The 19657-nt window shown below is 56.2% G+C and carries 26 protein-coding genes; 17 read left to right on the top strand and 9 right to left on the bottom strand.

Features of this window, described 5'->3' with window-relative positions; all coding sequences use genetic code 11:
- Positions 1–79: 79 nt before the first annotated feature.
- From ACR6AS_RS14790 to ACR6AS_RS14765, 6 genes are read left to right on the top strand one after another with little or no spacing between them, the layout of a single operon-like run.
- Positions 80–658, top strand: a complete 579-nt coding sequence (locus tag ACR6AS_RS14790) for a phage baseplate assembly protein V (RefSeq protein ID WP_434162747.1) — start codon at positions 80–82, stop codon at positions 656–658.
- A complete protein-coding gene (locus ACR6AS_RS14785) occupies positions 655–1011 on the top strand; it encodes a GPW/gp25 family protein (protein ID WP_434162683.1) in 357 nt (118 codons plus the stop codon). Before ACR6AS_RS14790 ends, ACR6AS_RS14785 begins: the two co-directional genes overlap by 4 nt.
- Positions 998–1912 carry a baseplate J/gp47 family protein gene (locus ACR6AS_RS14780; RefSeq protein WP_434162681.1) on the top strand — a complete coding sequence of 305 codons (915 nt, stop codon included), beginning with the start codon at positions 998–1000 and terminating at the stop codon, positions 1910–1912. Before ACR6AS_RS14785 ends, ACR6AS_RS14780 begins: the two co-directional genes overlap by 14 nt.
- The gene (locus tag ACR6AS_RS14775) at positions 1909–2520 is read left to right on the top strand and encodes a phage tail protein I (protein WP_434162678.1); all 612 of its coding nucleotides are present in this window, start codon (positions 1909–1911) and stop codon (positions 2518–2520) included. The genes ACR6AS_RS14780 and ACR6AS_RS14775 overlap by 4 nt, the downstream gene beginning before the upstream one ends.
- Positions 2517–3860: a phage tail protein gene (locus tag ACR6AS_RS14770; RefSeq protein WP_434162676.1), complete on the top strand. Its 1344-nt coding sequence runs from the start codon at positions 2517–2519 to the stop codon at positions 3858–3860. Before ACR6AS_RS14775 ends, ACR6AS_RS14770 begins: the two co-directional genes overlap by 4 nt.
- The gene (locus ACR6AS_RS14765) at positions 3860–4072 is read left to right on the top strand and encodes a hypothetical protein (RefSeq protein ID WP_434162674.1); all 213 of its coding nucleotides are present in this window, start codon (positions 3860–3862) and stop codon (positions 4070–4072) included. The genes ACR6AS_RS14770 and ACR6AS_RS14765 overlap by 1 nt, the downstream gene beginning before the upstream one ends.
- 46 nt (positions 4073–4118) lie before the next feature.
- On the opposite strand, the gene ACR6AS_RS14760 is transcribed toward ACR6AS_RS14765, so the two are convergent.
- Together ACR6AS_RS14760 and ACR6AS_RS14755 are read right to left on the bottom strand one after the other, a co-directional pair.
- Positions 4119–4361, bottom strand: a complete 243-nt coding sequence (locus ACR6AS_RS14760) for a hypothetical protein (RefSeq protein ID WP_434162672.1) — start codon at positions 4359–4361, stop codon at positions 4119–4121.
- Between the two features lies 1 nt (position 4362).
- Positions 4363–4815, bottom strand: coding sequence for a hypothetical protein (locus ACR6AS_RS14755; RefSeq protein ID WP_434162670.1), 453 nt, complete (start codon positions 4813–4815; stop codon positions 4363–4365).
- 60 nt (positions 4816–4875) lie between these two features.
- Here ACR6AS_RS14755 and ACR6AS_RS14750 point away from each other — a divergent pair, with 60 nt between their 5' ends.
- From ACR6AS_RS14750 to ACR6AS_RS14710, 9 genes are all read left to right on the top strand, one after another.
- Positions 4876–5499 (top strand): recombinase family protein, encoded by a 624-nt coding sequence (locus ACR6AS_RS14750; RefSeq protein ID WP_434162669.1) that lies wholly within the window; start codon positions 4876–4878, stop codon positions 5497–5499.
- Positions 5500–5544: 45 nt separating this feature from the next.
- Positions 5545–6714 carry a phage tail sheath protein gene (locus tag ACR6AS_RS14745; RefSeq protein ID WP_434162667.1) on the top strand — a complete coding sequence of 390 codons (1170 nt, stop codon included), beginning with the start codon at positions 5545–5547 and terminating at the stop codon, positions 6712–6714.
- A 12-nt stretch (positions 6715–6726) separates the two neighbouring features.
- Positions 6727–7242 carry a phage major tail tube protein gene (locus ACR6AS_RS14740; protein WP_434162664.1) on the top strand — a complete coding sequence of 172 codons (516 nt, stop codon included), beginning with the start codon at positions 6727–6729 and terminating at the stop codon, positions 7240–7242.
- Positions 7243–7298: 56 nt separating this feature from the next.
- Positions 7299–7607 (top strand): phage tail assembly protein, encoded by a 309-nt coding sequence (locus ACR6AS_RS14735; protein WP_345753791.1) that lies wholly within the window; start codon positions 7299–7301, stop codon positions 7605–7607.
- 14 nt (positions 7608–7621) lie between these two features.
- Positions 7622–7741 carry a GpE family phage tail protein gene (locus ACR6AS_RS14730; RefSeq protein WP_009086867.1) on the top strand — a complete coding sequence of 40 codons (120 nt, stop codon included), beginning with the start codon at positions 7622–7624 and terminating at the stop codon, positions 7739–7741.
- Positions 7734–10439 carry a phage tail tape measure protein gene (locus ACR6AS_RS14725; RefSeq protein ID WP_434162661.1) on the top strand — a complete coding sequence of 902 codons (2706 nt, stop codon included), beginning with the start codon at positions 7734–7736 and terminating at the stop codon, positions 10437–10439. The genes ACR6AS_RS14730 and ACR6AS_RS14725 overlap by 8 nt, the downstream gene beginning before the upstream one ends.
- Complete coding sequence (locus ACR6AS_RS14720) at positions 10436–10918, top strand: phage tail protein (RefSeq protein WP_434162659.1); 483 nt, start codon at positions 10436–10438, stop codon at positions 10916–10918. Before ACR6AS_RS14725 ends, ACR6AS_RS14720 begins: the two co-directional genes overlap by 4 nt.
- Complete coding sequence (locus ACR6AS_RS14715; protein WP_434162656.1) at positions 10918–12015, top strand: phage late control D family protein; 1098 nt, start codon at positions 10918–10920, stop codon at positions 12013–12015. Before ACR6AS_RS14720 ends, ACR6AS_RS14715 begins: the two co-directional genes overlap by 1 nt.
- A 71-nt stretch (positions 12016–12086) precedes the next feature.
- Positions 12087–12305, top strand: coding sequence for an ogr/Delta-like zinc finger family protein (locus tag ACR6AS_RS14710; RefSeq protein WP_434162653.1), 219 nt, complete (start codon positions 12087–12089; stop codon positions 12303–12305).
- A 48-nt stretch (positions 12306–12353) separates the two neighbouring features.
- On the opposite strand, the gene ACR6AS_RS14705 is transcribed toward ACR6AS_RS14710, so the two are convergent.
- The 6 genes from ACR6AS_RS14705 to ffh form a co-directional block, all read right to left on the bottom strand.
- A complete protein-coding gene (locus ACR6AS_RS14705; protein WP_434162651.1) occupies positions 12354–13133 on the bottom strand; it encodes a TIR domain-containing protein in 780 nt (259 codons plus the stop codon).
- 173 nt (positions 13134–13306) lie between these two features.
- Positions 13307–13654 carry a 50S ribosomal protein L19 gene (gene rplS / locus ACR6AS_RS14700; RefSeq protein ID WP_111141453.1) on the bottom strand — a complete coding sequence of 116 codons (348 nt, stop codon included), beginning with the start codon at positions 13652–13654 and terminating at the stop codon, positions 13307–13309.
- A 42-nt stretch (positions 13655–13696) separates the two neighbouring features.
- The gene (gene trmD, locus ACR6AS_RS14695; RefSeq protein ID WP_111141452.1) at positions 13697–14461 is read right to left on the bottom strand and encodes a tRNA (guanosine(37)-N1)-methyltransferase TrmD; all 765 of its coding nucleotides are present in this window, start codon (positions 14459–14461) and stop codon (positions 13697–13699) included.
- Between the two features lie 35 nt (positions 14462–14496).
- Positions 14497–15045 (bottom strand): ribosome maturation factor RimM, encoded by a 549-nt coding sequence (gene rimM, locus ACR6AS_RS14690; RefSeq protein WP_111141451.1) that lies wholly within the window; start codon positions 15043–15045, stop codon positions 14497–14499.
- An 18-nt stretch (positions 15046–15063) separates the two neighbouring features.
- Positions 15064–15312, bottom strand: coding sequence for a 30S ribosomal protein S16 (gene rpsP, locus ACR6AS_RS14685; protein WP_111141450.1), 249 nt, complete (start codon positions 15310–15312; stop codon positions 15064–15066).
- A 141-nt stretch (positions 15313–15453) separates the two neighbouring features.
- Complete coding sequence (ffh, locus tag ACR6AS_RS14680; RefSeq protein ID WP_128085949.1) at positions 15454–16815, bottom strand: signal recognition particle protein; 1362 nt, start codon at positions 16813–16815, stop codon at positions 15454–15456.
- A 164-nt stretch (positions 16816–16979) separates the two neighbouring features.
- Between ffh and ACR6AS_RS14675 the strand changes: the two genes are divergently transcribed.
- The gene (locus ACR6AS_RS14675; RefSeq protein WP_111141448.1) at positions 16980–17780 is read left to right on the top strand and encodes a cytochrome C assembly family protein; all 801 of its coding nucleotides are present in this window, start codon (positions 16980–16982) and stop codon (positions 17778–17780) included.
- 15 nt (positions 17781–17795) lie between these two features.
- Positions 17796–19082 (top strand): HlyC/CorC family transporter, encoded by a 1287-nt coding sequence (locus ACR6AS_RS14670; RefSeq protein WP_111141447.1) that lies wholly within the window; start codon positions 17796–17798, stop codon positions 19080–19082.
- 58 nt (positions 19083–19140) lie between these two features.
- Here the strand turns inward: ACR6AS_RS14670 and luxS are convergent, their stop codons facing one another.
- Positions 19141–19656 carry an S-ribosylhomocysteine lyase gene (gene luxS, locus ACR6AS_RS14665; RefSeq protein WP_293770320.1) on the bottom strand — a complete coding sequence of 172 codons (516 nt, stop codon included), beginning with the start codon at positions 19654–19656 and terminating at the stop codon, positions 19141–19143.
- Between the last annotated feature and the right edge of the window lies 1 nt (position 19657).

The following is a 19657-nucleotide window of genomic DNA, read 5'->3' as shown; positions in this document are numbered from 1 at the left end:
CTTTGTTTTTTTCGTTGTGCCACGAACGGCACAACGGACCAATATTTATTTTCGGTCACTACAAGTAGATCTTTAGATGATGAATAGAGAACTTACCGAAATCATGCGCCTTATCACCAACCTGATCCGCACCGGCACCGTGTCCGAAGTGGACCCGGTGAACTGGCTGTGCCGGGTGAAAACGGGCGACCTTGAAACCAACTGGATTAACTGGCTCACCCTGCGCGCCGGTAGCACCCGCACATGGTGGCAGCCCACCGTCGGGGAACAGGTTGTGCTGCTGAGCCTGGGCGGCAATCTTGAAACCGCCTTTGCGCTGCCCGCCATTTATTCCGAAGCCTTCCCGCCGCCCGACTATTCAGAAGATGGCACCACCACCGTGTTTAAGGACGGCGGCTGGTTTCAGTACGAGCCGGAAAACGGCCAGCTGCTGATAAAGAACATTAAAAGCGTGCGCATCGAGGCGGAGGACGGCATTCAGCTGATAACCGACGCGCTGGGGATTGAGGCCAGCCAGACGCGGATCAACAGTGACACCACGATGAACGGCGATGTGACCCACGGCGGCGGCGCAATGAGTTCTAACGGCGTGATCGCTGATAAGCACCTACACGACAAAGTGAAGAGTGGCACCGATATGTCAGGAGGCCCGCAATGATGTACCTCGGCATGAACCGCGACACCGGCAAAGCCATTACCGACATCGATCACATTCGGCAGAGCATACGCGACATTCTGATCACCCCGGAAGGCAGCCGCCTTGCCCGGCGTGATTACGGTTCGATGCTGTCCGCGATGATTGACTGGCCGCAGAACGATGTCACCAAACTGCAGGTAATGGCTGCCACCTATACCGCACTGAGCCGCTGGGAGCCACGCATCCGGCTGGCCTCGGTAAACATCACGCCCAATGCGGACGGCTCTATGCAGGTTGACCTGACCGGCCAGCGCGCTGACGGCTCGCCGGTTGCTATGTCTGTTTCAACGGGGGTGAGCAGTGGCAGTAATTGACCTTTCCCAGCTGCCCGCGCCGCAGGTTATTGAGGTGCCGGACTTTGAAACGCTGCTGGCAGAGCGTAAAGAGGCGCTGATTGCGCTTTATCCGGCGGATGAGCAGGCCGCCATGCGCCGTGTGCTGACGCTGGAGTCTGAACCGATTGTTAAAAACCTGCAGGAGAACACCTACCGGGAAGTCCTGCTGCGCCAGCGTATTAACGAGGCGGCGCAGGCGGTAATGGTGGCCTATGCCATCGGCAGCGATCTGGACCAACTGGCCGCCCGTAACAACGTGAAGCGGCTGACCATTACGCCTGCCAATCCTGACGCGGTGCCGCCGGTGGATGCGGTGAAGGAATCAGACGACGCGCTGCGCGTGCGCGTGCCGGAGGCGTTTGAGGGACTGAGCGTGGCCGGACCGACGGGCGCATATGAGTTTCACGCGAAAAGCGCCGATGGCCGCGTGCAGGACGTGTCCGCGACCAGCCCGTCACCGGCAACGGTGCTGATCACCGTCCTGAGCCGTGAGGGTGACGGTACGGCAGCTGATGATCTGCTGGCTACAGTGAACGCCTCGCTGAGTGCCGAAAGCGTGCGCCCGGTGGCGGACCGCGTGACGGTTCAGGGGGCGAAGATTCACAGCTACAGCGTGAAGGCCAGGCTGCATCTGTTCGACGGCGTGGCCGCCGGTCCCTGCCTTGAGGCGGCAAACGCGGCGCTGGCGGCTTACCTTGTCGAGCAGAAAAAGCTGGGGCGCAGCGTGCGGCGTGAGTCTTACGGGGCGGTGATGCGCGTGGCCGGTGTGGACTGGGTGGAAATCACCGAACCGGCGACAGACATCATCATGGACCGGACGGCGGCGGGCTACTGCACCGGCACGGACATTTCCGTGGCAAATGATCAGGGGGTGACATGAGCAACAGCAGCCTGATGCCGCCCGGTTCGTCTGCGCTGGAACGCCGCCTGGCGGAAGCGTGCAGCGGCATTTCCGGGCTGAGCGTGCCGCTGCGGGATTTATGGAGTCCGGCCACCTGCCCGGTGAATTTTCTGCCTTATCTGGCCTGGGCCTTTTCGGTGGACCGCTGGGACGAAAGCTGGGCGGAAAGCGTCAAGCGGCAGGTGGTCAGCGATGCGTTTTACATCCATCAGCATAAGGGCACCATCAGCGCCATCCGCCGCGTGGTGGAGCCGTTCGGATTCCTGATCCGGGTTGTTGAGTGGTGGAAAAACGGTGAAGCACCCGGCACGTTCCGGCTGGACATCGGCGTGCAGGACCAGGGCATAACTGAAGAAACCTATCAGGAGCTGGAACGCCTGATCAGCGATGCGAAGCCCTGCAGCCGCCACCTGCTGGGAATGTCCATCAACCTGCAGGTCAGTGGCGAAACGCGGATAGCGGCAGCCAGTTATGACGGTGATGACCTGACCGTTTACCCGTATACCCCGGAAATTATTTCCGTCAGCGGCGCACTTTATGGCGGCGCGGCGGTTCACGTTATTGACATGATGGAAGTGGGACCATGACACAAAAATACTATGCCATTGTAACCAGCCAGGGTGCGGCGAAGATTGCCAACGCTGCCGCGCTCGGCAATAAACTGAACATCACGCAGATGGCCGTGGGTGACGGCGGCGGCACGCTGCCAACACCGAACGCCAGCCAGACAAAGCTGGTTAACGAGTGGCGACGTGCTGCCATCAACACGCTGAGCATTGACCCGACCAACGCCAGCCAGGTGATTGCCGAACAGGTGATCCCGGAGAATGAGGGCGGATTCTGGATCAGGGAAATGGGCCTGTTCGACGCAGACGGCACGCTGATTGCCGTGTGTAACACGCCTGAAACTTACAAGCCCGCGCTGCAGGAAGGCAGCGGGCGCACGCAGACCGTGCGCATGATCCTAATCGTTAACAGCACCGACGCCATCCCCCTAAAGATTGACCCATCCGTGGTGCTGGCAACGCGGAAGTATGTGGATGATGCTGTGATCGAGGTGAAAGCCTACGCTGACAGCGTAATGAAAACGCACACCGATGCAAAAAACCCACACAGCCAGTACCTGCAAATCGCAAGCGCCCTGGCAGAAATCAAAGACGCCGGGCTGGTTGCTGACGTTCTCAAAAACCTCGGTATTAGCGAAAAGTTTTCCGGCAGGCTTTTGCGCACTGTAGTTATGACTGTTTCTGGCAATTACACGCCTGACCCGGCGGCTACAAAGGTGCTCTGTAAGATAGTCGGTGCCGGTGCCAGTGGAAGCAGTCCCGCTGCGGTAAACTCTTCCTCCTATACTGGTGCTGGCGGCGGCGGTGGGGGCGGCGGTTATGTGGAGTTTGAAATTGATCTGACAAAGGCAAAGGTTGACAGCATTCCTGTGACCATTGGCCTGGGCGGTGCAGCAGTAACAGGATCGGAAGGTATCAAAGGCGGCACTACGTGGTTCGGTACCAAAATTTCTGCATCAGGTGGTAATACAGGTTCGATAGCAACACGCCCGCGCGCTGATTATTCGAATACGATCAGTTCACTGATGGTGATTCCGGGCCTGCCAGGTGTCGGAGAGTTTAAAGAGACTGCGTCCGGGTACAGGCTTATCCGTAAGGCTAACGGCAACTATGGCGGCTGGGGCTATCTGGGGACGCAGGGGCAGTTAGGCGGTTGCGGCGGTGCCAGTGCTCTTTCAGGCGAAACATCTGCAACGGGTAACAAAGGCAGCGGCGCGAACGGTACGGATGCAGGTTATGGGGCCGGGGGAAGCGCAACATGTAACCTTTATGATGAGACTAAACCGGATGCAGCAGTTTACAACGCCAAAAAATCCGGCGATGGAGCCAATGGCGTAGCAATCTTTTATGAGTACGCATAATGAACAAACAATATGCAGTAATTAAAACTGGCGGCTACCTTGTTGAAAACACTATCGCCGCACCATCTGACTTTATTATCAAGGGCTGCTATCTGATTGAAATCAGCGAAGACAACGCCGCGCAGCCTGGTGCTTATTACAATCCAGATGATGGCCGTTTTTATGGCGATGCGGATTATAAGACCGATTATAAAGAGTTCAGGCTGTCATAAAATAAGCCCGCATATGCGGGCTTTATTCATGTAAAGCTGACGCTAATCAGCTGACCTGCGCCGCCGGATATTGTGTAGGGGCTTTATTGTCCGAGGCATATTTCTGAAGGTGGGCGGGGTATGTCACAGACACTAATTCCCCGGAAAAATTAAATTCTTCTGCGCCCCAGATAATTGCCTGCCTTAAAAAATCCTCTACCACAGCTGACACCTCAACAGCATCAGCGGGTGCATCCAGACCCGGAAGAAAGAAGCCAGCCGCACCGGGACTAAAAAGCATGTTTTTCATATCAGTACCCTATTGATTCAAAATGAATGGTCGGTGCTTCACCCAGCACAGGCGTAGTGTACGCCACAGTAAATCGCGTTTTTGACACATCGCTGCCTGTATCCGTATCGCGATGTGTGGCCAGCGTTCTGCCTGCCATCGATCCCTGAGCTGTATAGGCCTGGCTGGCAAGCGTGGCCGTCGTTGACACCTGCGCATTCAGGTACTGCCTCGGAAAAGCAACGCGGTAATAGTGGGTGTAGTAATCAACGCCGCCGAGCGTCTGCTTATTAAAGTTGCCCACAGGTGCCAGCGTAGCCGTTCCAAACTGCCTGATCATGCCGTTGGGTAACACATCCCAGCCGTTTTGCCCGTTCCGGGAAAAGGTGAAAGCGGACATATCCGGCAGCTGCTTATCGCCAGTCCCGACATCGCGTTTCGCTGCTTCTTTTAAACCGAGGTTTATGAGAAACAAGAGCCTGGCCCTGCGGCGGGCTGCGCTGGCACACTTGCGCCCATTTGCGGAGAAATCAGCGTGCTTATTGGCTACATCAGGGTGTCAACAAATGACCAGAACACGGACTTACAGCGGATTGCGCTGCAGAGCGCATATTGTGAGCTGATTTTTGAGGACAGGATAAGCGGAAAGACCAGCGACAGGCCGGGGCTGAAGAAGGCGCTGCGGTGCCTGCAGCCCGGTGACACGCTGGTAGTGTGGAAGCTGGATCGGCTCGGCAGGAGTATGCGCCATCTGGTAATGCTGACGGAGGAGCTGCGCGAACGTGGCGTTAACTTCCGCAGCCTGACCGACAGTATTGATACCAGCACGCCAATGGGCCGTTTTTTCTTCCACGTCATGGGCGCCCTGGCGGAAATGGAACGCGAGCTGATCGTAGAGCGCACCCGCGCCGGGCTGGCCGCCGCGCGTGATAAAGGGCGCATCGGCGGCAGGCGGCGGAAGATGACGCCGGAAACCGCAGAACGTGCCCGGCGGATGCTGGTGCAGGGCGCAACGCTGCTGCAGGTGTCACTGGTGCTGGACGTGTCCGTGAAGACGATTTACCGCTACATACCCGCCCCGGAACAGAAAGCCCTGCGCGAAAATCGTTTGTCTGTTGTGCCAGAGACGGCACAACGGCCAGCGCGTGCCCCGGCATAGCGGACCATAGACCATAGCGGAACCCCTTCACAGGAGAACCGCCACATGGCACAGGATTATCATCACGGCGTGCGCGTTGAGGAAATCAATGAGGGCACCCGAACCATCACCACCGTCAGCACCGCGATTGTGGGGCTTGTCTGCACCGGCGACGACGCCGACGCGGCCACCTTCCCGCTGAACCGCCCGGTGCTGTTAACCGACGTACTCACCGCCAGCGGCAAAGCCGGGGAATCCGGTACGCTGGCCCGTTCACTGGACGCCATCGCGGATCAGTCAAAACCCGTCACGGTCGTTGTGCGCGTGCCGCAGGGCCAGACCGAAGCGGAAACCACCGCCAACATCATCGGCGGCGTGACCGACGGCCAGCGCACCGGCATGAAGGCGCTGCTGGCTGCGCAGTCTCAGTGCGGCGTTAACCCCCGTATTCTGGGCGTGCCCGGCCACGACACCAAAGCCGTCGCCACCGAACTGCTGAGCGTGGCGCAGAGCCTGCGCGGCTTTGCCTACCTGTCCGCGTATGGCTGCAAGAGCGTTGAGGAGGCGATTGCCTACCGCGCCAACTTCAGCCAGCGCGAAGGGATGCTGATCTGGCCTGACTTCATCAGCTTTGACACCGTGCTGAAGGCGGACGCGACGGCCTACGCCACCGCACGCGCGCTGGGCCTGCGCGCCAAAATTGACCAGCAGACCGGCTGGCACAAGTCCCTGTCAAACGTTGGCGTGAACGGCGTCACCGGCATTTCAAAAGACGTTTTCTGGGACCTGCAGGACCCGGACACTGATGCGGGCCTGCTGAACCAGAACGACATCACCACGCTGATCCGCAAAGACGGCTTCCGCTTCTGGGGTTCCCGCTGCCTCAGCGATGACGCGCTGTTTCAGTTTGAGTGCTACACCCGCACTGCGCAGGTGCTGAAGGACACGATGGCAGAAGCGCAGATGTGGTCCGTTGACGGAACTCTGAACCCGTCGCTGGCCCGCGACATCATCGAGAGCATCCGCGCGAAGCTGCGCAGCCTGGTGACTCAGGGCTATCTGATTGGCGCTGACTGCTGGCTGGATGAAAGCGTGAACGATAAGGACACGCTGAAGGCGGGCAAGCTGCTGATCGATTACGACTACACGCCGGTGCCCCCGCTGGAAAACCTGCTGCTGCGCCAGCGTATCACTGACCAGTATCTGGTCGATTTCAGCAGCCGCGTCAGCGCATAAGGAGACGGAAAGATGGCATTACCCCGCAAACTCAAGCATCTGAACCTGTTCAACGCAGGCAACAACTGGCAGGGGCTGGTTGAGTCCGTGACGCTGCCGAAATTCACGCGCAAGTTTGAAAAGTATCGCGGCGGCGGCATGGCCGGTGCGGTGGATATCGACATGGGCCTGGACGACGGCGCGCTGGATACAGAGTTCACCGTGGGCGGCACCGAAGCGCTGCTGTTTAAGCAGCTTGGCACCGAAACCGTGGACGGCATTCAACTGCGCTTTACCGGCTCCATTCAGCGCGACGACACCGGCGAAGTGCAGGCGGTCGAGCTTGTCACGCGCGGACGCTATAAGGAGCTGGACTCCGGCGAATGGAAAACCGGCGAATCCAGCACCACCAAAGTGTCCGCAACCAACAGCTACGCAAAGCTGACCATCAACGGTGAAGTGGTTTACGAGATCGACATCGTGAACATGATCCACATCGTGGACGGTAAAGACCTGATGGAAGCGCACCGCAACGCGCTGGGCCTGTAATCACACCGGCAGGCGCTGCGCCTGCCGCTTATCTCTCTTTTTAACGGAATCAAATCATGACAGACAAAGCTGCACCAAACGAAAAGGCCGTTGAGCTGGACACCCCGATCCTGCGCGGCAAAACCGAAATCACCTCCGTCACCGTGCGCAAGCCACAATCCGGCGCGCTGCGCGGCACCCGCCTGCAGGCATTGCTGGACATGGACGTGAATGCACTGATCACCGTGCTGCCGCGTATCACCACCCCGGCGCTGACCACGGCGGAAATTAACGAAATGGACCCCGCCGATCTGGTGAGCCTGTCGGTAGAGGTGGTCACTTTTTTGCTGAAGAAGTCGGTCCTGTCGGATTTAGCGACGGCCTGACGGTAGACGATCTGGTGGCGGACATCGCCACCGTCTTTCACTGGCCGCCCTCCGTTACCGAATCCATGACGCTGACCGAGGTGCTGGAGTGGCGGCACAAAGCAATCCTGCGACACGGGGCCAGCGATGAGTGATAAAAATCTGCGTCTGCAGGTCGTGCTGGGCGCGGTCGATAAGCTGACCCGCCCATTCCGCAGCGCCCGCGACAGCACCCGTGAGCTGGCTGGCACGCTGCGCGACACCCGCAACACCCTGAAAGAGCTGGACGCGCAGGCCGGGCGCATTGACGGCTTCCGTAAAACCCGCTCACAACTTGCCATCACCGCAAACAATCTCAAAGCCGCCCGCGAAGAAGCGGCGCGGCTGGCCGTGCAGTTTACGGAAACAAACAAGCCAACAGCGGCACAGGCCCGCGTGCTGGAACAGGCAAAAAACCGCGCCAGCCAGCTGCAGCAGACTTACAACGGGCTGCGCCTGTCGGTGCAGCGTCAGCGTGAGGCGCTGGGCGCTGCCGGTATCGACACGAAGAAACTGAGTCAGGCACAGCGCGAGCTTAAAAGTCAGGCTGACGAGGCGCGCGCTGCGATTGACCGGCAGCAGCTGTCGCTTAAAAAGCTGGGAGAGCGGCAGGCAAAGCTGAGCGCAGTACGTGAGCGATATTCCCGATCGCTTGAGGTGCGCGATCGCGTGGCCGGTGCCGGTGCGGCAACGTCAGCCGCCGGTCTGGCAATGGGCGCGCCGGTGCTGGCCGCCGTGAAATCTTCAGCGGCAATGGAAGACGCCATGAAGGGCGTGGCAAAGCAGGTTAACGGGCTGCGCGACAACAACGGAAACCGCACGAAGCAGTTCTATGACATGCAGGCCGCTATCAAGGCCGCCAGTGAGCAGCTGCCGATGGAAAACGGCGCGATAGATTACGCCGCGCTGGTTGAGGGCGGCGCGCGCATGGGCGTGACAAACCAGAACGATTCTTATGAGGATCAGAAGCGCGACCTGCTGGCCTTTGCCACCACGGCGGCGAAGGCGTCAACCGCGTTTGAGCTGCCCGCCGGTGAGCTGGCTGAAGGGCTGGGAAAAATTGCGCAGCTGTACAAAATCCCTACCCGCAACATCGAGCAGCTGGGCGACGCGCTGAACTACCTGGACGATAACGCCATGTCCAAAGGTTCGGACATCATCGACGTGCTGCAGCGTATGGGCGGCGTGGCTGACAGGCTGGACTACCGCAAGGCCGCCGCGCTTGGCTCAACCTTCCTGAGCCTGGGCGCAACGTCGGAAACCGCCGCCAGTGCGGCGAACGCAATGGTGCGCGAGCTGTCCGTTGCGACCATGCAGGGCAAGTCGTTTATGGGCGGCATGGCGCTGCTGAAACTCGATCCGGCAAAGATTGAAAAGCAGATGACCATGGACGCGATGGGAACCATCCAGCGCGTGCTGGAAAAGGTGAATAACCTGCCTGACGATAAGCGCCTGACGGCCATGACGATGATTTTCGGTAAGGAGTTCGGCAAGGACGCGGCCAAACTCGCTAACAACATGCCGGAGCTGAGACGACAGCTGCAACTGACGCAGGGCGACGGGGCGAAAGGCTCCATGCAGAAAGAGTCGGACATCAATAAGGACTCGATTTCTGCGCAATGGATGCTGACCAAAACCGGTGTTTCCAACACCATGAGCGGCCTGGGCGATTCGCTGCGTACGCCACTGATGGACATCATGAACATTGTGAAAAAAGTCACCGGCGCGACCCGCCGCTGGGTGGAAAACCACAAGGAGCTGGCGGGCGCACTGGTAAAAACTGCTGCTGTGATCTCCGTGATTGTGCTGGCGCTGGGTACGTTCATGATTGGCCTTGCGGCAGTGCTGGGGCCGATGGCGCTGCTGCGCCTGAGCTTTAACGTGCTGGGAATAAAAGCGTTCAGCGCGTTCGGATTAATAAAAAGCGCCATCGGCATCGTGGGGAACGGCGTGTTGTGGCTGGGGCGGCTGATGATGGCAAACCCGATTCTGGCCGTGATCGGGCTGATTGCCGCCGGGGCGCTGCTTATCTGGCAGAACTGGGACACGCTGGGGCCAAAACTTGCCGCGCTGTGGGATGGTATCAGCACAAAGGTCAGCAGCGTATGGACCGCCATCCGCACCTACATCAGCACAAAGTGGGGGGAGATTGTCGCCGACGTGCAGGCCCTACCCGCAAGGTTTCAGGAGGCAGGTTCGCAGATGATTGACGGACTGATGGCGGGTATCAGCCAGAAGTGGGACGCGATCAAAAACAAGCTGTCTTCACTGACCGACTATCTGCCGGACTTTCTGAAGCCGGGCGGCGATAAGCCCGGCGCACCGCAGCTGCCGCGACCGGCAACAGCAAATGCGGGTGGTGGTATATCCCTGCCGCCGGGCGGATTCCCCGGATTTGCGGGCATGTACGACAGCGGCGGCTTTATTCCGTCCGGGCAGTTCGGCGTTGCCGGTGAGAACGGGCCGGAGCTGGTCAGCGGTCCGGCGAACGTGACCAGCCGCCGGAGCACTGCACGGCTGGCAGCACTGGCTGCGCTGACGCTGGGTGGTGCCGGAGCGACGGCGGAGGCGAAGCCGCTGCACCCGCTCAGCCTGCCAGTTCAGGCGTACCGGCAGGAAGCACCGCGCATGAGTGGCAACGCTACACAGGAAGCTGCACCGCAGATTCACGCCTCCTTCACCATCGTGCAGCAGCCGGGCCAGAGCCAGCAGGATCTGGTTGATGAAGTGATGCGCAGGCTTAAAGCAGAACAGAGGAAGGCTGAGGCGCGTGAGCGCAGCAGCTACCGCGACAGAGGGGGATTTGACGAATGATGATGACGCTGGGCTTATTTGTTTTCATGCTGAAAACGGTTCCCTATCAGGAGCTGCAGTATCAGCGTAGCTGGCGCTTTCCGTCAAACAGCCGGGTTGGCGTGCGATCTTCGCTGCAGTTCTTAGGCCCGGACAACGACACGCTGACGCTTTCCGGTGTGCTTCTGCCGGAAATCACCGGCGGCAGGCTGTCGCTGCTGGCTCTGGAAAAGATTGCGGATCTGGGCCGCGCGTGGCCGCTTATTGAGGGAAGCGGGACTATCTACGGGATGTTCGTGATCGAGAGCTTCAGCCTGACTAAAACGGAGTTCTTCAGCAGCGGCGTTTGTCGCCGGATTGAGTTCACGCTGACCCTGAAACGTAATGATGAGTCACTGAGTGAAATGTTTGGTAGCCTCAGCAGCCAGCTTCCTGCACTGCAAAGCCCGGCGCTTGCGGCTGGAGCCTCAGCCGGTGCTTTAGTGGGAGGAATTTTATAATGATCGCTTCAAATTGGTTAACCGGCCAGCAAGGTGCTCCAGCCTTCCGGCTGACGATGGACGGGGCAGACATCACGCAGAAGCTGGAAAAGCGCCTGCTGAGCCTGACGCTCACCGACAACCGGGGATTTGAGGCGGACCAGCTGGACATTGAGCTGGACGACGCGGACGGTCAGCTGCAACTGCCGCGCCGTGGCGTCGTGCTCTCGCTGTCGCTTGGCTGGCAGGGTGAGGCGCTTTTCCCGAAGGGCAGCTATACGGTTGACGAAATCGAGCACAGCGGCACGCCTGACCGCCTGACGCTGCGGGCGCGCAGCGCAGACTTCCGTCAGACGCTGAACACGAAACGGGAGAAGTCCTGGCACAAAACCACCGCGGGCGAAATCGTCCGGGATATTGCCGGGCGCCATAAGCTGAATGCGGCGATGAGTGAGGACATGGCGGCAAAAGAAATTGACCACCTTGATCAGACCAATGAATCAGACGCCAGCTTTCTGATGCGCCTGGCTAAACAGTGCGGCGCGGTGGCCTGCGTCAAGGATGGAAACTTGCTGTTCATCCGCCAGGGCCAGGGCAAAACAGCCAGTGGCAAGGCGTTACCAGTGATTACCCTTCAGCGCAGCGACGGAGACAGCCACCGCTTCACTCTGGCGGACCGCGACGCTTATACCGGCGTAATCGCCAGCTGGCTGCATACGCGCGAACCCGAAAAAAAACCGGTGGCAAAGGTGAAGCGCAGACGTAAATCCACGACAAAGAAAAAAGAGCCTGAAGCTAAGCAGGGAGATTACCTGATCGGCACCGATGAAAATGTGCTGGTACTGAGTCGCACTTACGCTAACCGGGGCAATGCAGAACGTGCTGCGAAAATGCAGTGGGAACGCCTGCAGCGTGGTGCAGCAACGTTTTCCATTCAATTAGCGAAGGGACGCGCGGAACTCTATACAGAAATGCCGGTGAAGGTCAGCGGGTTCAAACAGCAGATTGATGCGGGGGAATGGATTATCACAACGCTAATGCACAGCCTGAAAGCTGATAGCGGATTTACTACAAGCTTGGAACTAGAAGTAAAAATTGACGAATTCGGTATGCAATAGTGCAATAAAGTATCCAAATGGATTATTTGAAGGTATGCTTTGCAAAAAAACATGAACAGGACTAGCCCTAAATGATGAACTGCCCGCTATGCTTACATGCCGCTCATACACGTAGTAGTGTTCAGCTTTCAGAAAAGACGAAGGAAAGATACAATCAGTGCCAAAATATTAACTGCGGTTGTACATTCAAATCCCTTGAAACTGTGACAGACATAATTATGTGTCCAAGACAGGTTAAGCCAGCACCACCTCATCCTGAGCGCGGACAATGTAATATTCCATGGCTTTAAACTGCGATCTGCGTTAGCAGGTTAAAAATCATAGGATATAAATTTTACTTAAAAATCATCTTCATTTTTTAATATTATGTTTATACCTTCTTCGGTGATTGTATAAGCATAATATTCTTCACCATCATAATTTGATGCATAGATACTTCTCTCAATCAATGACATTTTTTCAAGTTTAACCAACTGTAAAGCTACCTGATGATCATCAAGCTTTCTCTGGAAAACTATATCTGCCAGTGAAACACCTTCTGGTTTAGTTGTATGGCTGGCAAGACAGCAAGTTAACACTTCAAGAGTTGTCGAGTTAATAGAGTATTCTAACGGATTAACTTTAAGCTTGGTATTAGCAGAAATACTTTGACGATTTAATCCCCCCTGAGACTGCATTGCTTTATGCATCCTGAAGCAAGGCGCACTTAAAGCCGCTTCAAGATTACCATCGGAACGAGCATCATCATAGTCAGCTACAGTTATTCCCAGTAAATCACTAGGTAATTTTAAATCTTGATTTCTAGGCTTAACTATAAAGCATCGAGAAATACCTATTGAACCTATAAATAGTCCCAATTCAAAAACGACATTATCTCTAACGGTGTGTTCTTCACGTTTCCGAATTATAGAGATATCATCAGGAGAAAAAATAAACACAGCAAAATCAACTGAAGATGACATCCTTACCAAGTCACTTATTGTCGAAGAGGATAATGTGAAAGTTCCATTAGCCCAAGGGGTCACCTCATACTCTCGTTCAAGGTTTACATTTACAGAGCTGGCAACTGCGATGCTTTCACTTGAAGATGCAATAAATACTTTTGGTTTATTCATCATAAATCTCACTAAGCAGTGCGTGTTTGAGTCGAGGACTAAGCATCATTAGAGCGACACATACCGGCAAAATGATCCTGCGTAGGCATTTCGTAGGCATTAAATCAAAAAAGGGGGTCAGCAAACCGCTAACCCCCTGATAATTATTAACTTTCAGATGTCGCGTTAGCGATACCTTAGTTAAGACGCTCTTTAATACGAGCAGACTTACCAGTACGCTCACGCAGGTAGTACAGTTTGGCTTTACGCACAGCGCCACGACGTTTAACAGCGATGCTGTCAATAACCGGCGAGTGAGTCTGGAATACACGCTCAACGCCTTCGCCGTTAGAAATTTTGCGAACAGTGAATGCAGAGTGCAGACCGCGGTTACGAATAGCGATAACCACGCCCTCGAATGCCTGCAGACGTTTTTTAGAACCTTCAACGACCCATACTTTCACTTCCACGGAATCACCCGGGCGGAAGGAAGGTACGTCCTGTTTCATCTGCTCTTGTTCAAGTTGCTTGATAATGTTGCTCATAATTAAATCTCATATCCTGGGTAAACTGATAGTCGGGGAAGATTACTCTTCCGCATCATCGTTTTGTTGCTGCTGATGTTCACGCTTGAACTCATTCAGCAACCTTGCTTGCTCTTCAGTCAGAGCCAGGTTTTCCAGAAGTTCAGGTCTTCTCAGCCAGGTACGGCCTAGCGACTGCTTCAGACGCCAGCGGCGAATATCGGCATGGTTGCCTGACAGTAATACTGCCGGAACCTCCATGCCCTCTAACACTTCAGGTCGGGTATAGTGCGGACAATCCAGCAAACCGTCCGAGAACGAATCCTCATCGGCTGACGCCTGTTTGCCAAGTACGCCGGGAATAAACCGGGCGACTGAGTCAATCATCGCCATTGCCGGCAGTTCCCCGCCGCTGAGAACGTAATCACCGATTGACCACTCTTCGTCAATTTCGGTCTGGATTACGCGCTCATCAATACCTTCATAACGGCCGCAGACAAGAATTAACTTGTTGCATGCCGCCAGTTCGCAAACGCCCTGTTGGTCCAGTTTGCGACCCTGAGGTGAAAGATAAATCACCCTGGCACCTTCACCTGCCGCTGCTTTCGCTGCGGAGATGGCATCCCGTAAAGGTTGTACCATCATCAGCATCCCCGGTCCGCCACCGTAAGGACGGTCGTCCACGGTACGGTGCCGGTCGTGCGTGAAGTCACGCGGACTCCAGCTCTGAATGCTGAGCAGACCGTTTTTTACAGCCCGGCCAGTTACCCCGTAATCGGTAATAGCGCGAAACATTTCTGGAAACAGGCTAATAACACCAATCCACATTGTATTCGCCGTTACGTTACCGTTCGATTCGGAGATCAAAAACCAGGATCCCAATCTACCTCAATGACGCCAGTAGAGAGATCGACTTTCCTGATAACCTGTTCATCAAGAAACGGAATTAACCGCTCCTGAACACCGAATGCATCTTTCAGGTTTGCCTTAACGACGAGAACGTCGTTCGAGCCGGTTTCCATCATATCGATGACTTTACCCATCTCGTAGCCTTCGAGGTTAACCACCTGGCAGCCCATAAGGTCTTTCCAGTAGTAATCGCCCTCTTCCAGCGATGGCAACTGCGTCGAGTCAACCTGAATTTCGCAATTGGTTAACTGAGCCGCCGCATCCCGATCGTCAATGCCTTTGACTTTGATGATCAGGTCCTGATTGTGGTGCTTCCAACTTTCCAGTTCGACCTGCTGCCATTTACCGGCGCGCTGGATGAACCAGGGTTGGTAGTCGAAGATGCTTTCAGCGTCTTCAGTGGAGGAAAACACTTTGAGCCAGCCGCGAATACCGTAGGCGGCTCCCATCTTACCCAATACGATTGGATTAACAGGAGGCTGTGCGGCAAGTTGTCTGCTCATGCTCACCACCGTGACAGATTAAGCTGCTTTCTTTGCTTCTTTGACCAGCGCGTTAACGCGATCAGAAAGCGTTGCGCCCTGGCCAACCCAGTGCTCGATACGATCCATATCAAGACGCAGTGCTTCAGCCTGACCAGATGCGATCGGGTTGAAGAAACCAACGCGCTCGATGAAACGACCGTTGCGTGCATTGCGGCTGTCAGTGACGACGACCTGATAGAACGGACGCTTTTTAGCGCCGTGACGTGCCAAACGAATTGTTACCATAACATCCTCTTCAGTTAATAAAACACCCGGCCCCCATCGAGGAACGGGGTCCGGGTGCTATATAAAAAGCCCGAAAATTTTACTCATTTTGGCGCAAAAAGCAACCTAAACCGCGTCCTTCCAGGCTTTTTTGTGGAACACTTAGCGACCAGGGAAACCTGGCGGCATCATACCTTTCATGCCGCGCATCATTTTCGCCATGCCGCCCTTCTTCATTTTCTTCATCATGCGCTGCATGTCGTCGAACTGCTTCAATAAGCGGTTAACGTCCTGCACCTGCATGCCCGAGCCGTTCGCGATGCGACGCTTGCGCGAGCCTTTAATGATTTCCGGCTTCTCGCGCTCTTTGCGGGTCATCGAGTTGATGATCGCCTCCATGCGCACCAGCACTTTGTCATCCATCTGCGACTTCACATTGTCAGGCAGCTGTCCCATACCGGGCAGTTTCCCCATCAGGCTGGCCATGCCGCCCATGTTGCGCATCTGCTTCAGCTGCTCAAGGAAGTCATTAAGATCAAACCCGTCACCGGTCTTGAGCTTCTTCGCCAGCTTCTCAGCCTGATCGCGGTCGACCTTACTTTCGATATCTTCGATCAGGGAGAGAACGTCGCCCATGCCGAGGATGCGTGACGCGATACGGTCCGGATAGAACGGCTCAAGCGCATCGGTCTTCTCACCGACACCCATGAACTTGATCGGCTTGCCGGTGATGTGACGAATCGACAGCGCCGCACCACCGCGGGCATCACCGTCGACTTTGGTCAGGATAACCCCGGTCAGCGGCAGCGCTTCGTTAAAGGCTTTTGCGGTGTTTGCCGCATCCTGACCGGTCATGGCATCGACCACAAACAGGGTTTCTACCGGCTTAACCGCGGCATGCACCTGCTTGATCTCTTCCATCATCGCTTCGTCGACGTGCAGACGACCGGCGGTATCCACCAGCAGAACGTCGTAGAACTTCAGACGCGCTTCGCGCAGCGCATTATTAACGATGTCGACCGGCTTCTGGCTGAGATCGGAGGGGCAGAAATCCACGCCGACCTGTTGAGCCAGGGTTTCCAGCTGTTTGATCGCCGCCGGGCGATAGACGTCGGCAGAGACCACCAGCACTTTCTTTTTATGCTTTTCGCGCAGGAATTTACCCAGCTTACCGACGCTGGTGGTTTTACCGGCACCCTGAAGGCCCGCCATCAGCACGACAGCAGGCGGCTGAGCGGCCAGGTCCAGCGCGTTGTTTTCCGCACCCATCGCCGCAACCAGCTCGTTACGAACGATTTTGATAAACTCCTGACCCGGCGTCAGGCTTTTGTTCACATCATGGCCGACCGCGCTCTCTTTCACACGGTTGATGAAGTCACGCACCACCGGCAGCGCAACGTCGGCTTCAAGCAGCGCCATGCGCACTTCGCGCAGGGTGTCTTTAATGTTTTCTTCAGTCAGCCTTCCGCGGCCACTGATGTTTCGCAGGGTTTGCGACAAACGATCGGTTAAATTATCAAACATGGTCTCTCACTTAAAAAGATCGCGAGGCGCCTGATCGGCAGAATGCGGCGGATTATAACACGAAGCCCCGGCGATCTCTGCAATTGCCCCTCAGATCGTTTGGAGCCTGCTCCGGCTGGCGCTATACTGCCTTTTTCCTTATCTGACTGAACCTGAAAGGATCTATGTTCGTTTTCGCGATAGTGGCGCTGTTCGCCTACTCCTTAAGCCTTGCCCTGATCATTCCCAGCCTGCTGAAGCGTCATGGCGGCTGGCGGCGAATGGCGATGATCTCTGCCTGTGTGGCGCTGATCACCCATGCGGTTGCCCTGCAGCAACGCATCTTCGCCATTGATAGCGGACAGAACTTAAGCCTGCTCAATATTGGCTCGCTGGTCAGCCTGCTGATCTGCGCCATCATGACCATCGTGGCGTCACGCAACCGTGGCTGGCTGCTGCTGCCGATCGTCTACAGCTTCGCGCTGATCAACCTCGCCTTCGCCACCTTTGTTCCCAATGCGTTCATCACGCATCTGGAAACCACGCCGGGCATGATGATCCACATTGGCCTGTCGCTGTTCGCCTATGCGACGCTGATTATCGCCGCGCTCTATGCGCTGCAGCTGGCATGGATCGACTACCAGCTGAAAAACAAGCGCCTGGCTTTTACGCAGGATATGCCGCCGCTGCTGACCATCGAACGTAAGATGTTTCACATCACCCAGGTGGGCGTCGTGCTGCTGACGCTGGTGCTCTGCACCGGGCTGTTCTATATGCAGGATCTCTTCAGCGCTGAAAACGTCGATAAAGCCGTTCTCTCAATCATCGCGTGGTTTGTTTATATCGTTTTGCTCTGGGGGCACTATCATGAAGGGTGGCGTGGTCGCCGCGTCGTCTGGTTCAACTGCAGCGGTGCGGTGCTGTTAACCATGGCCTACTTCGGCAGTCGCATCCTGCAGCATCTGCTTGTCCCTGTCTCTCGTTAAAAAGGAAGTTCTGCGTTGGAACATGTTTCAACCACCACGCTGATTATCATTCTCTGCGTCATGGTACTGGTTTCTGCCTGGTTTGCCGGGTCAGAAACCGGGATGATGACCCTTAATCGCTATAAGCTGCGTCATCAGGTTAAGAACGGCAGTCGCGCCGCACGCCGGGTAGAGAAACTCCTGCGTCGCCCTGACCGGCTGCTAAGCCTGGTGCTGATTGGCAATAACCTCGTTAATATCCTGGCCTCTGCGCTGGCCACCATCGTTGGCATGCGTCTGCACGGCGACGAAGGGGTCGCGATCGCCACCGGCATCCTGACCTTTGTGGTGCTGGTCTTCGCTGAGGTGCTGCCGAAAACCGTGGCCGCCCTCTACCCTGAACGGGTCGCCTTTCCCAGCAGCCTGCTGCTGGTGCCGATGCAATACATCATGCTGCCGCTGGTCTGGCTGCTCAACTCGATTACCCGTCTGCTGATGAGAATGGTGGGTATCCGCACCGAGGGAGCCATCAGCTCGGCGCTGAGCAAGGAGGAGCTGCGCACCATCGTCTATGAGTCGCGGAGTCTGATGTCACGCCGTAACCAGGATATGCTGCTGTCGGTGCTCGACCTGGAGAAGGTCAGCGTGGATGACATCATGGTGCCGCGTAACGAGATTGTGGGCATCAACATTAACGATGACTGGAAATCCGTGGTGCGTCAGCTGAGCCACTCCCCGCATGGCCGCATTGTGCTGTTTCGCGACTCGCTGGATGACTGCGTCGGTATGCTGCGGGTGCGCGAAGCCTGGCGCATGATGACCGAGAAAAAAGAGTTCACCAAAGAGACCCTGCTGCGCGCCGCCGATGAGACCTACTACATCCCGGAAGGCACGCCGCTCAACACCCAGCTGGTGAAGTTTCAGCGCAACAAAAAGAAAGCGGGCCTGGTAGTGGATGAGTATGGCGACATCAAGGGACTGGTGACCATCGAAGACATTCTGGAAGAGATCGTGGGTGACTTCACCACCTCAATGTCACCGTCGCTGGCCGAAGAAGTGATGCCGCAGAATGATGGCTCGGTCCTGATTGAAGGCAGCGCAAACGTGCGCGAAATTAATAAAGCCTTTAACTGGCATCTGCCGGAGCAGGAGGCGCGCACCATCAACGGCATGCTGCTGGAAGCGCTGGAGGAGATCCCGGCTATCGCCACCCGGGTGCAGATCGGCCACTACAACGTCGATATTCTCGACGTGCAGGACAATATGATTAAGCAGGTGCGCATCACGCCGAAGACACCGCTGAAGAAATCGGTCGGTTCCTGAAGCCAAAAAAAACGCCGCAATCGTCATGATGCGGCGTTTTTTATTGCGGAATCGCGAACTAGATCTGCAGAGCTTTCAGCTTTTCGGCTGGCAGTTTCAGATCCTCGTTGCGGTTGACGCCAATCTCATGCGCCAGCACATTGCGGGCGATCTGCTGCGCTTCATCCAGTGAGTGCAGCTTGTAGCTGCCACACTGGTATTCATTCAGTTCCGGGATCTGGTTCTGATCTTTTACTTTCAGAACGTCTTCCATCGCCCCTTTCCACGCTTTTGCGACGCGCTGCTCGTCCGGTGTACCAATCAGGCTCATGTAGAAGCCGGTGCGGCAGCCCATTGGCGAGATATCAACAATCTCCACACCGTCACCGTTCAGGTGATCACGCATGAAGCCGGCAAACAGATGCTCCAGCGTATGGATGCCACGCTCGGTGAGGATATCAATGTTCGGGCGGCAAAAACGCAGGTCAAAAACGGTAATCGTATCGCCATGCGGAGTCTTCATGGTTTTGGCAACGCGAACGGCCGGTGCGCCCATGATAGTGTGATCAACGGTAAAACTGTCCAGTAGTGGCATA

The sequence above is a fragment of the Pantoea phosphatilytica genome (assembly GCF_051025615.1).
GTDB lineage: Bacteria > Pseudomonadota > Gammaproteobacteria > Enterobacterales > Enterobacteriaceae > Pantoea.
The sequence above is the reverse complement of the archived record's forward strand: the minus strand, read 5'-3'. Positions and strand labels throughout refer to the sequence as shown.

What these genes read in the sequence shown, in the direction of transcription:
- ACR6AS_RS14675 (WP_111141448.1), top strand. Translation starts at nt 16,980, where the DNA reads ATGTTCGTTTTCGCGATAGTGGCGCTGTTCGCCTACTCCTTAAGCCTT.
- rimM (WP_111141451.1), bottom strand. Translation starts at nt 15,045, where the DNA reads ATGAGCAGACAACTTGCCGCACAGCCTCCTGTTAATCCAATCGTATTG.
- ACR6AS_RS14770 (WP_434162676.1), top strand. Translation starts at nt 2,517, where the DNA reads ATGACACAAAAATACTATGCCATTGTAACCAGCCAGGGTGCGGCGAAG.
- ACR6AS_RS14790 (WP_434162747.1), top strand. Translation starts at nt 80, where the DNA reads ATGAATAGAGAACTTACCGAAATCATGCGCCTTATCACCAACCTGATC.
- luxS (WP_293770320.1), bottom strand. Translation starts at nt 19,656, where the DNA reads ATGCCACTACTGGACAGTTTTACCGTTGATCACACTATCATGGGCGCA.
- ACR6AS_RS14725 (WP_434162661.1), top strand. Translation starts at nt 7,734, where the DNA reads ATGAGTGATAAAAATCTGCGTCTGCAGGTCGTGCTGGGCGCGGTCGAT.
- ACR6AS_RS14735 (WP_345753791.1), top strand. Translation starts at nt 7,299, where the DNA reads ATGACAGACAAAGCTGCACCAAACGAAAAGGCCGTTGAGCTGGACACC.
- trmD (WP_111141452.1), bottom strand. Translation starts at nt 14,461, where the DNA reads ATGTGGATTGGTGTTATTAGCCTGTTTCCAGAAATGTTTCGCGCTATT.
- ffh (WP_128085949.1), bottom strand. Translation starts at nt 16,815, where the DNA reads ATGTTTGATAATTTAACCGATCGTTTGTCGCAAACCCTGCGAAACATC.
- rpsP (WP_111141450.1), bottom strand. Translation starts at nt 15,312, where the DNA reads ATGGTAACAATTCGTTTGGCACGTCACGGCGCTAAAAAGCGTCCGTTC.
- ACR6AS_RS14745 (WP_434162667.1), top strand. Translation starts at nt 5,545, where the DNA reads ATGGCACAGGATTATCATCACGGCGTGCGCGTTGAGGAAATCAATGAG.
- ACR6AS_RS14765 (WP_434162674.1), top strand. Translation starts at nt 3,860, where the DNA reads ATGAACAAACAATATGCAGTAATTAAAACTGGCGGCTACCTTGTTGAA.
- ACR6AS_RS14705 (WP_434162651.1), bottom strand. Translation starts at nt 13,133, where the DNA reads ATGATGAATAAACCAAAAGTATTTATTGCATCTTCAAGTGAAAGCATC.
- ACR6AS_RS14715 (WP_434162656.1), top strand. Translation starts at nt 10,918, where the DNA reads ATGATCGCTTCAAATTGGTTAACCGGCCAGCAAGGTGCTCCAGCCTTC.
- ACR6AS_RS14760 (WP_434162672.1), bottom strand. Translation starts at nt 4,361, where the DNA reads ATGAAAAACATGCTTTTTAGTCCCGGTGCGGCTGGCTTCTTTCTTCCG.
- ACR6AS_RS14740 (WP_434162664.1), top strand. Translation starts at nt 6,727, where the DNA reads ATGGCATTACCCCGCAAACTCAAGCATCTGAACCTGTTCAACGCAGGC.
- ACR6AS_RS14785 (WP_434162683.1), top strand. Translation starts at nt 655, where the DNA reads ATGATGTACCTCGGCATGAACCGCGACACCGGCAAAGCCATTACCGAC.
- ACR6AS_RS14710 (WP_434162653.1), top strand. Translation starts at nt 12,087, where the DNA reads ATGATGAACTGCCCGCTATGCTTACATGCCGCTCATACACGTAGTAGT.
- ACR6AS_RS14720 (WP_434162659.1), top strand. Translation starts at nt 10,436, where the DNA reads ATGATGATGACGCTGGGCTTATTTGTTTTCATGCTGAAAACGGTTCCC.
- rplS (WP_111141453.1), bottom strand. Translation starts at nt 13,654, where the DNA reads ATGAGCAACATTATCAAGCAACTTGAACAAGAGCAGATGAAACAGGAC.
- ACR6AS_RS14775 (WP_434162678.1), top strand. Translation starts at nt 1,909, where the DNA reads ATGAGCAACAGCAGCCTGATGCCGCCCGGTTCGTCTGCGCTGGAACGC.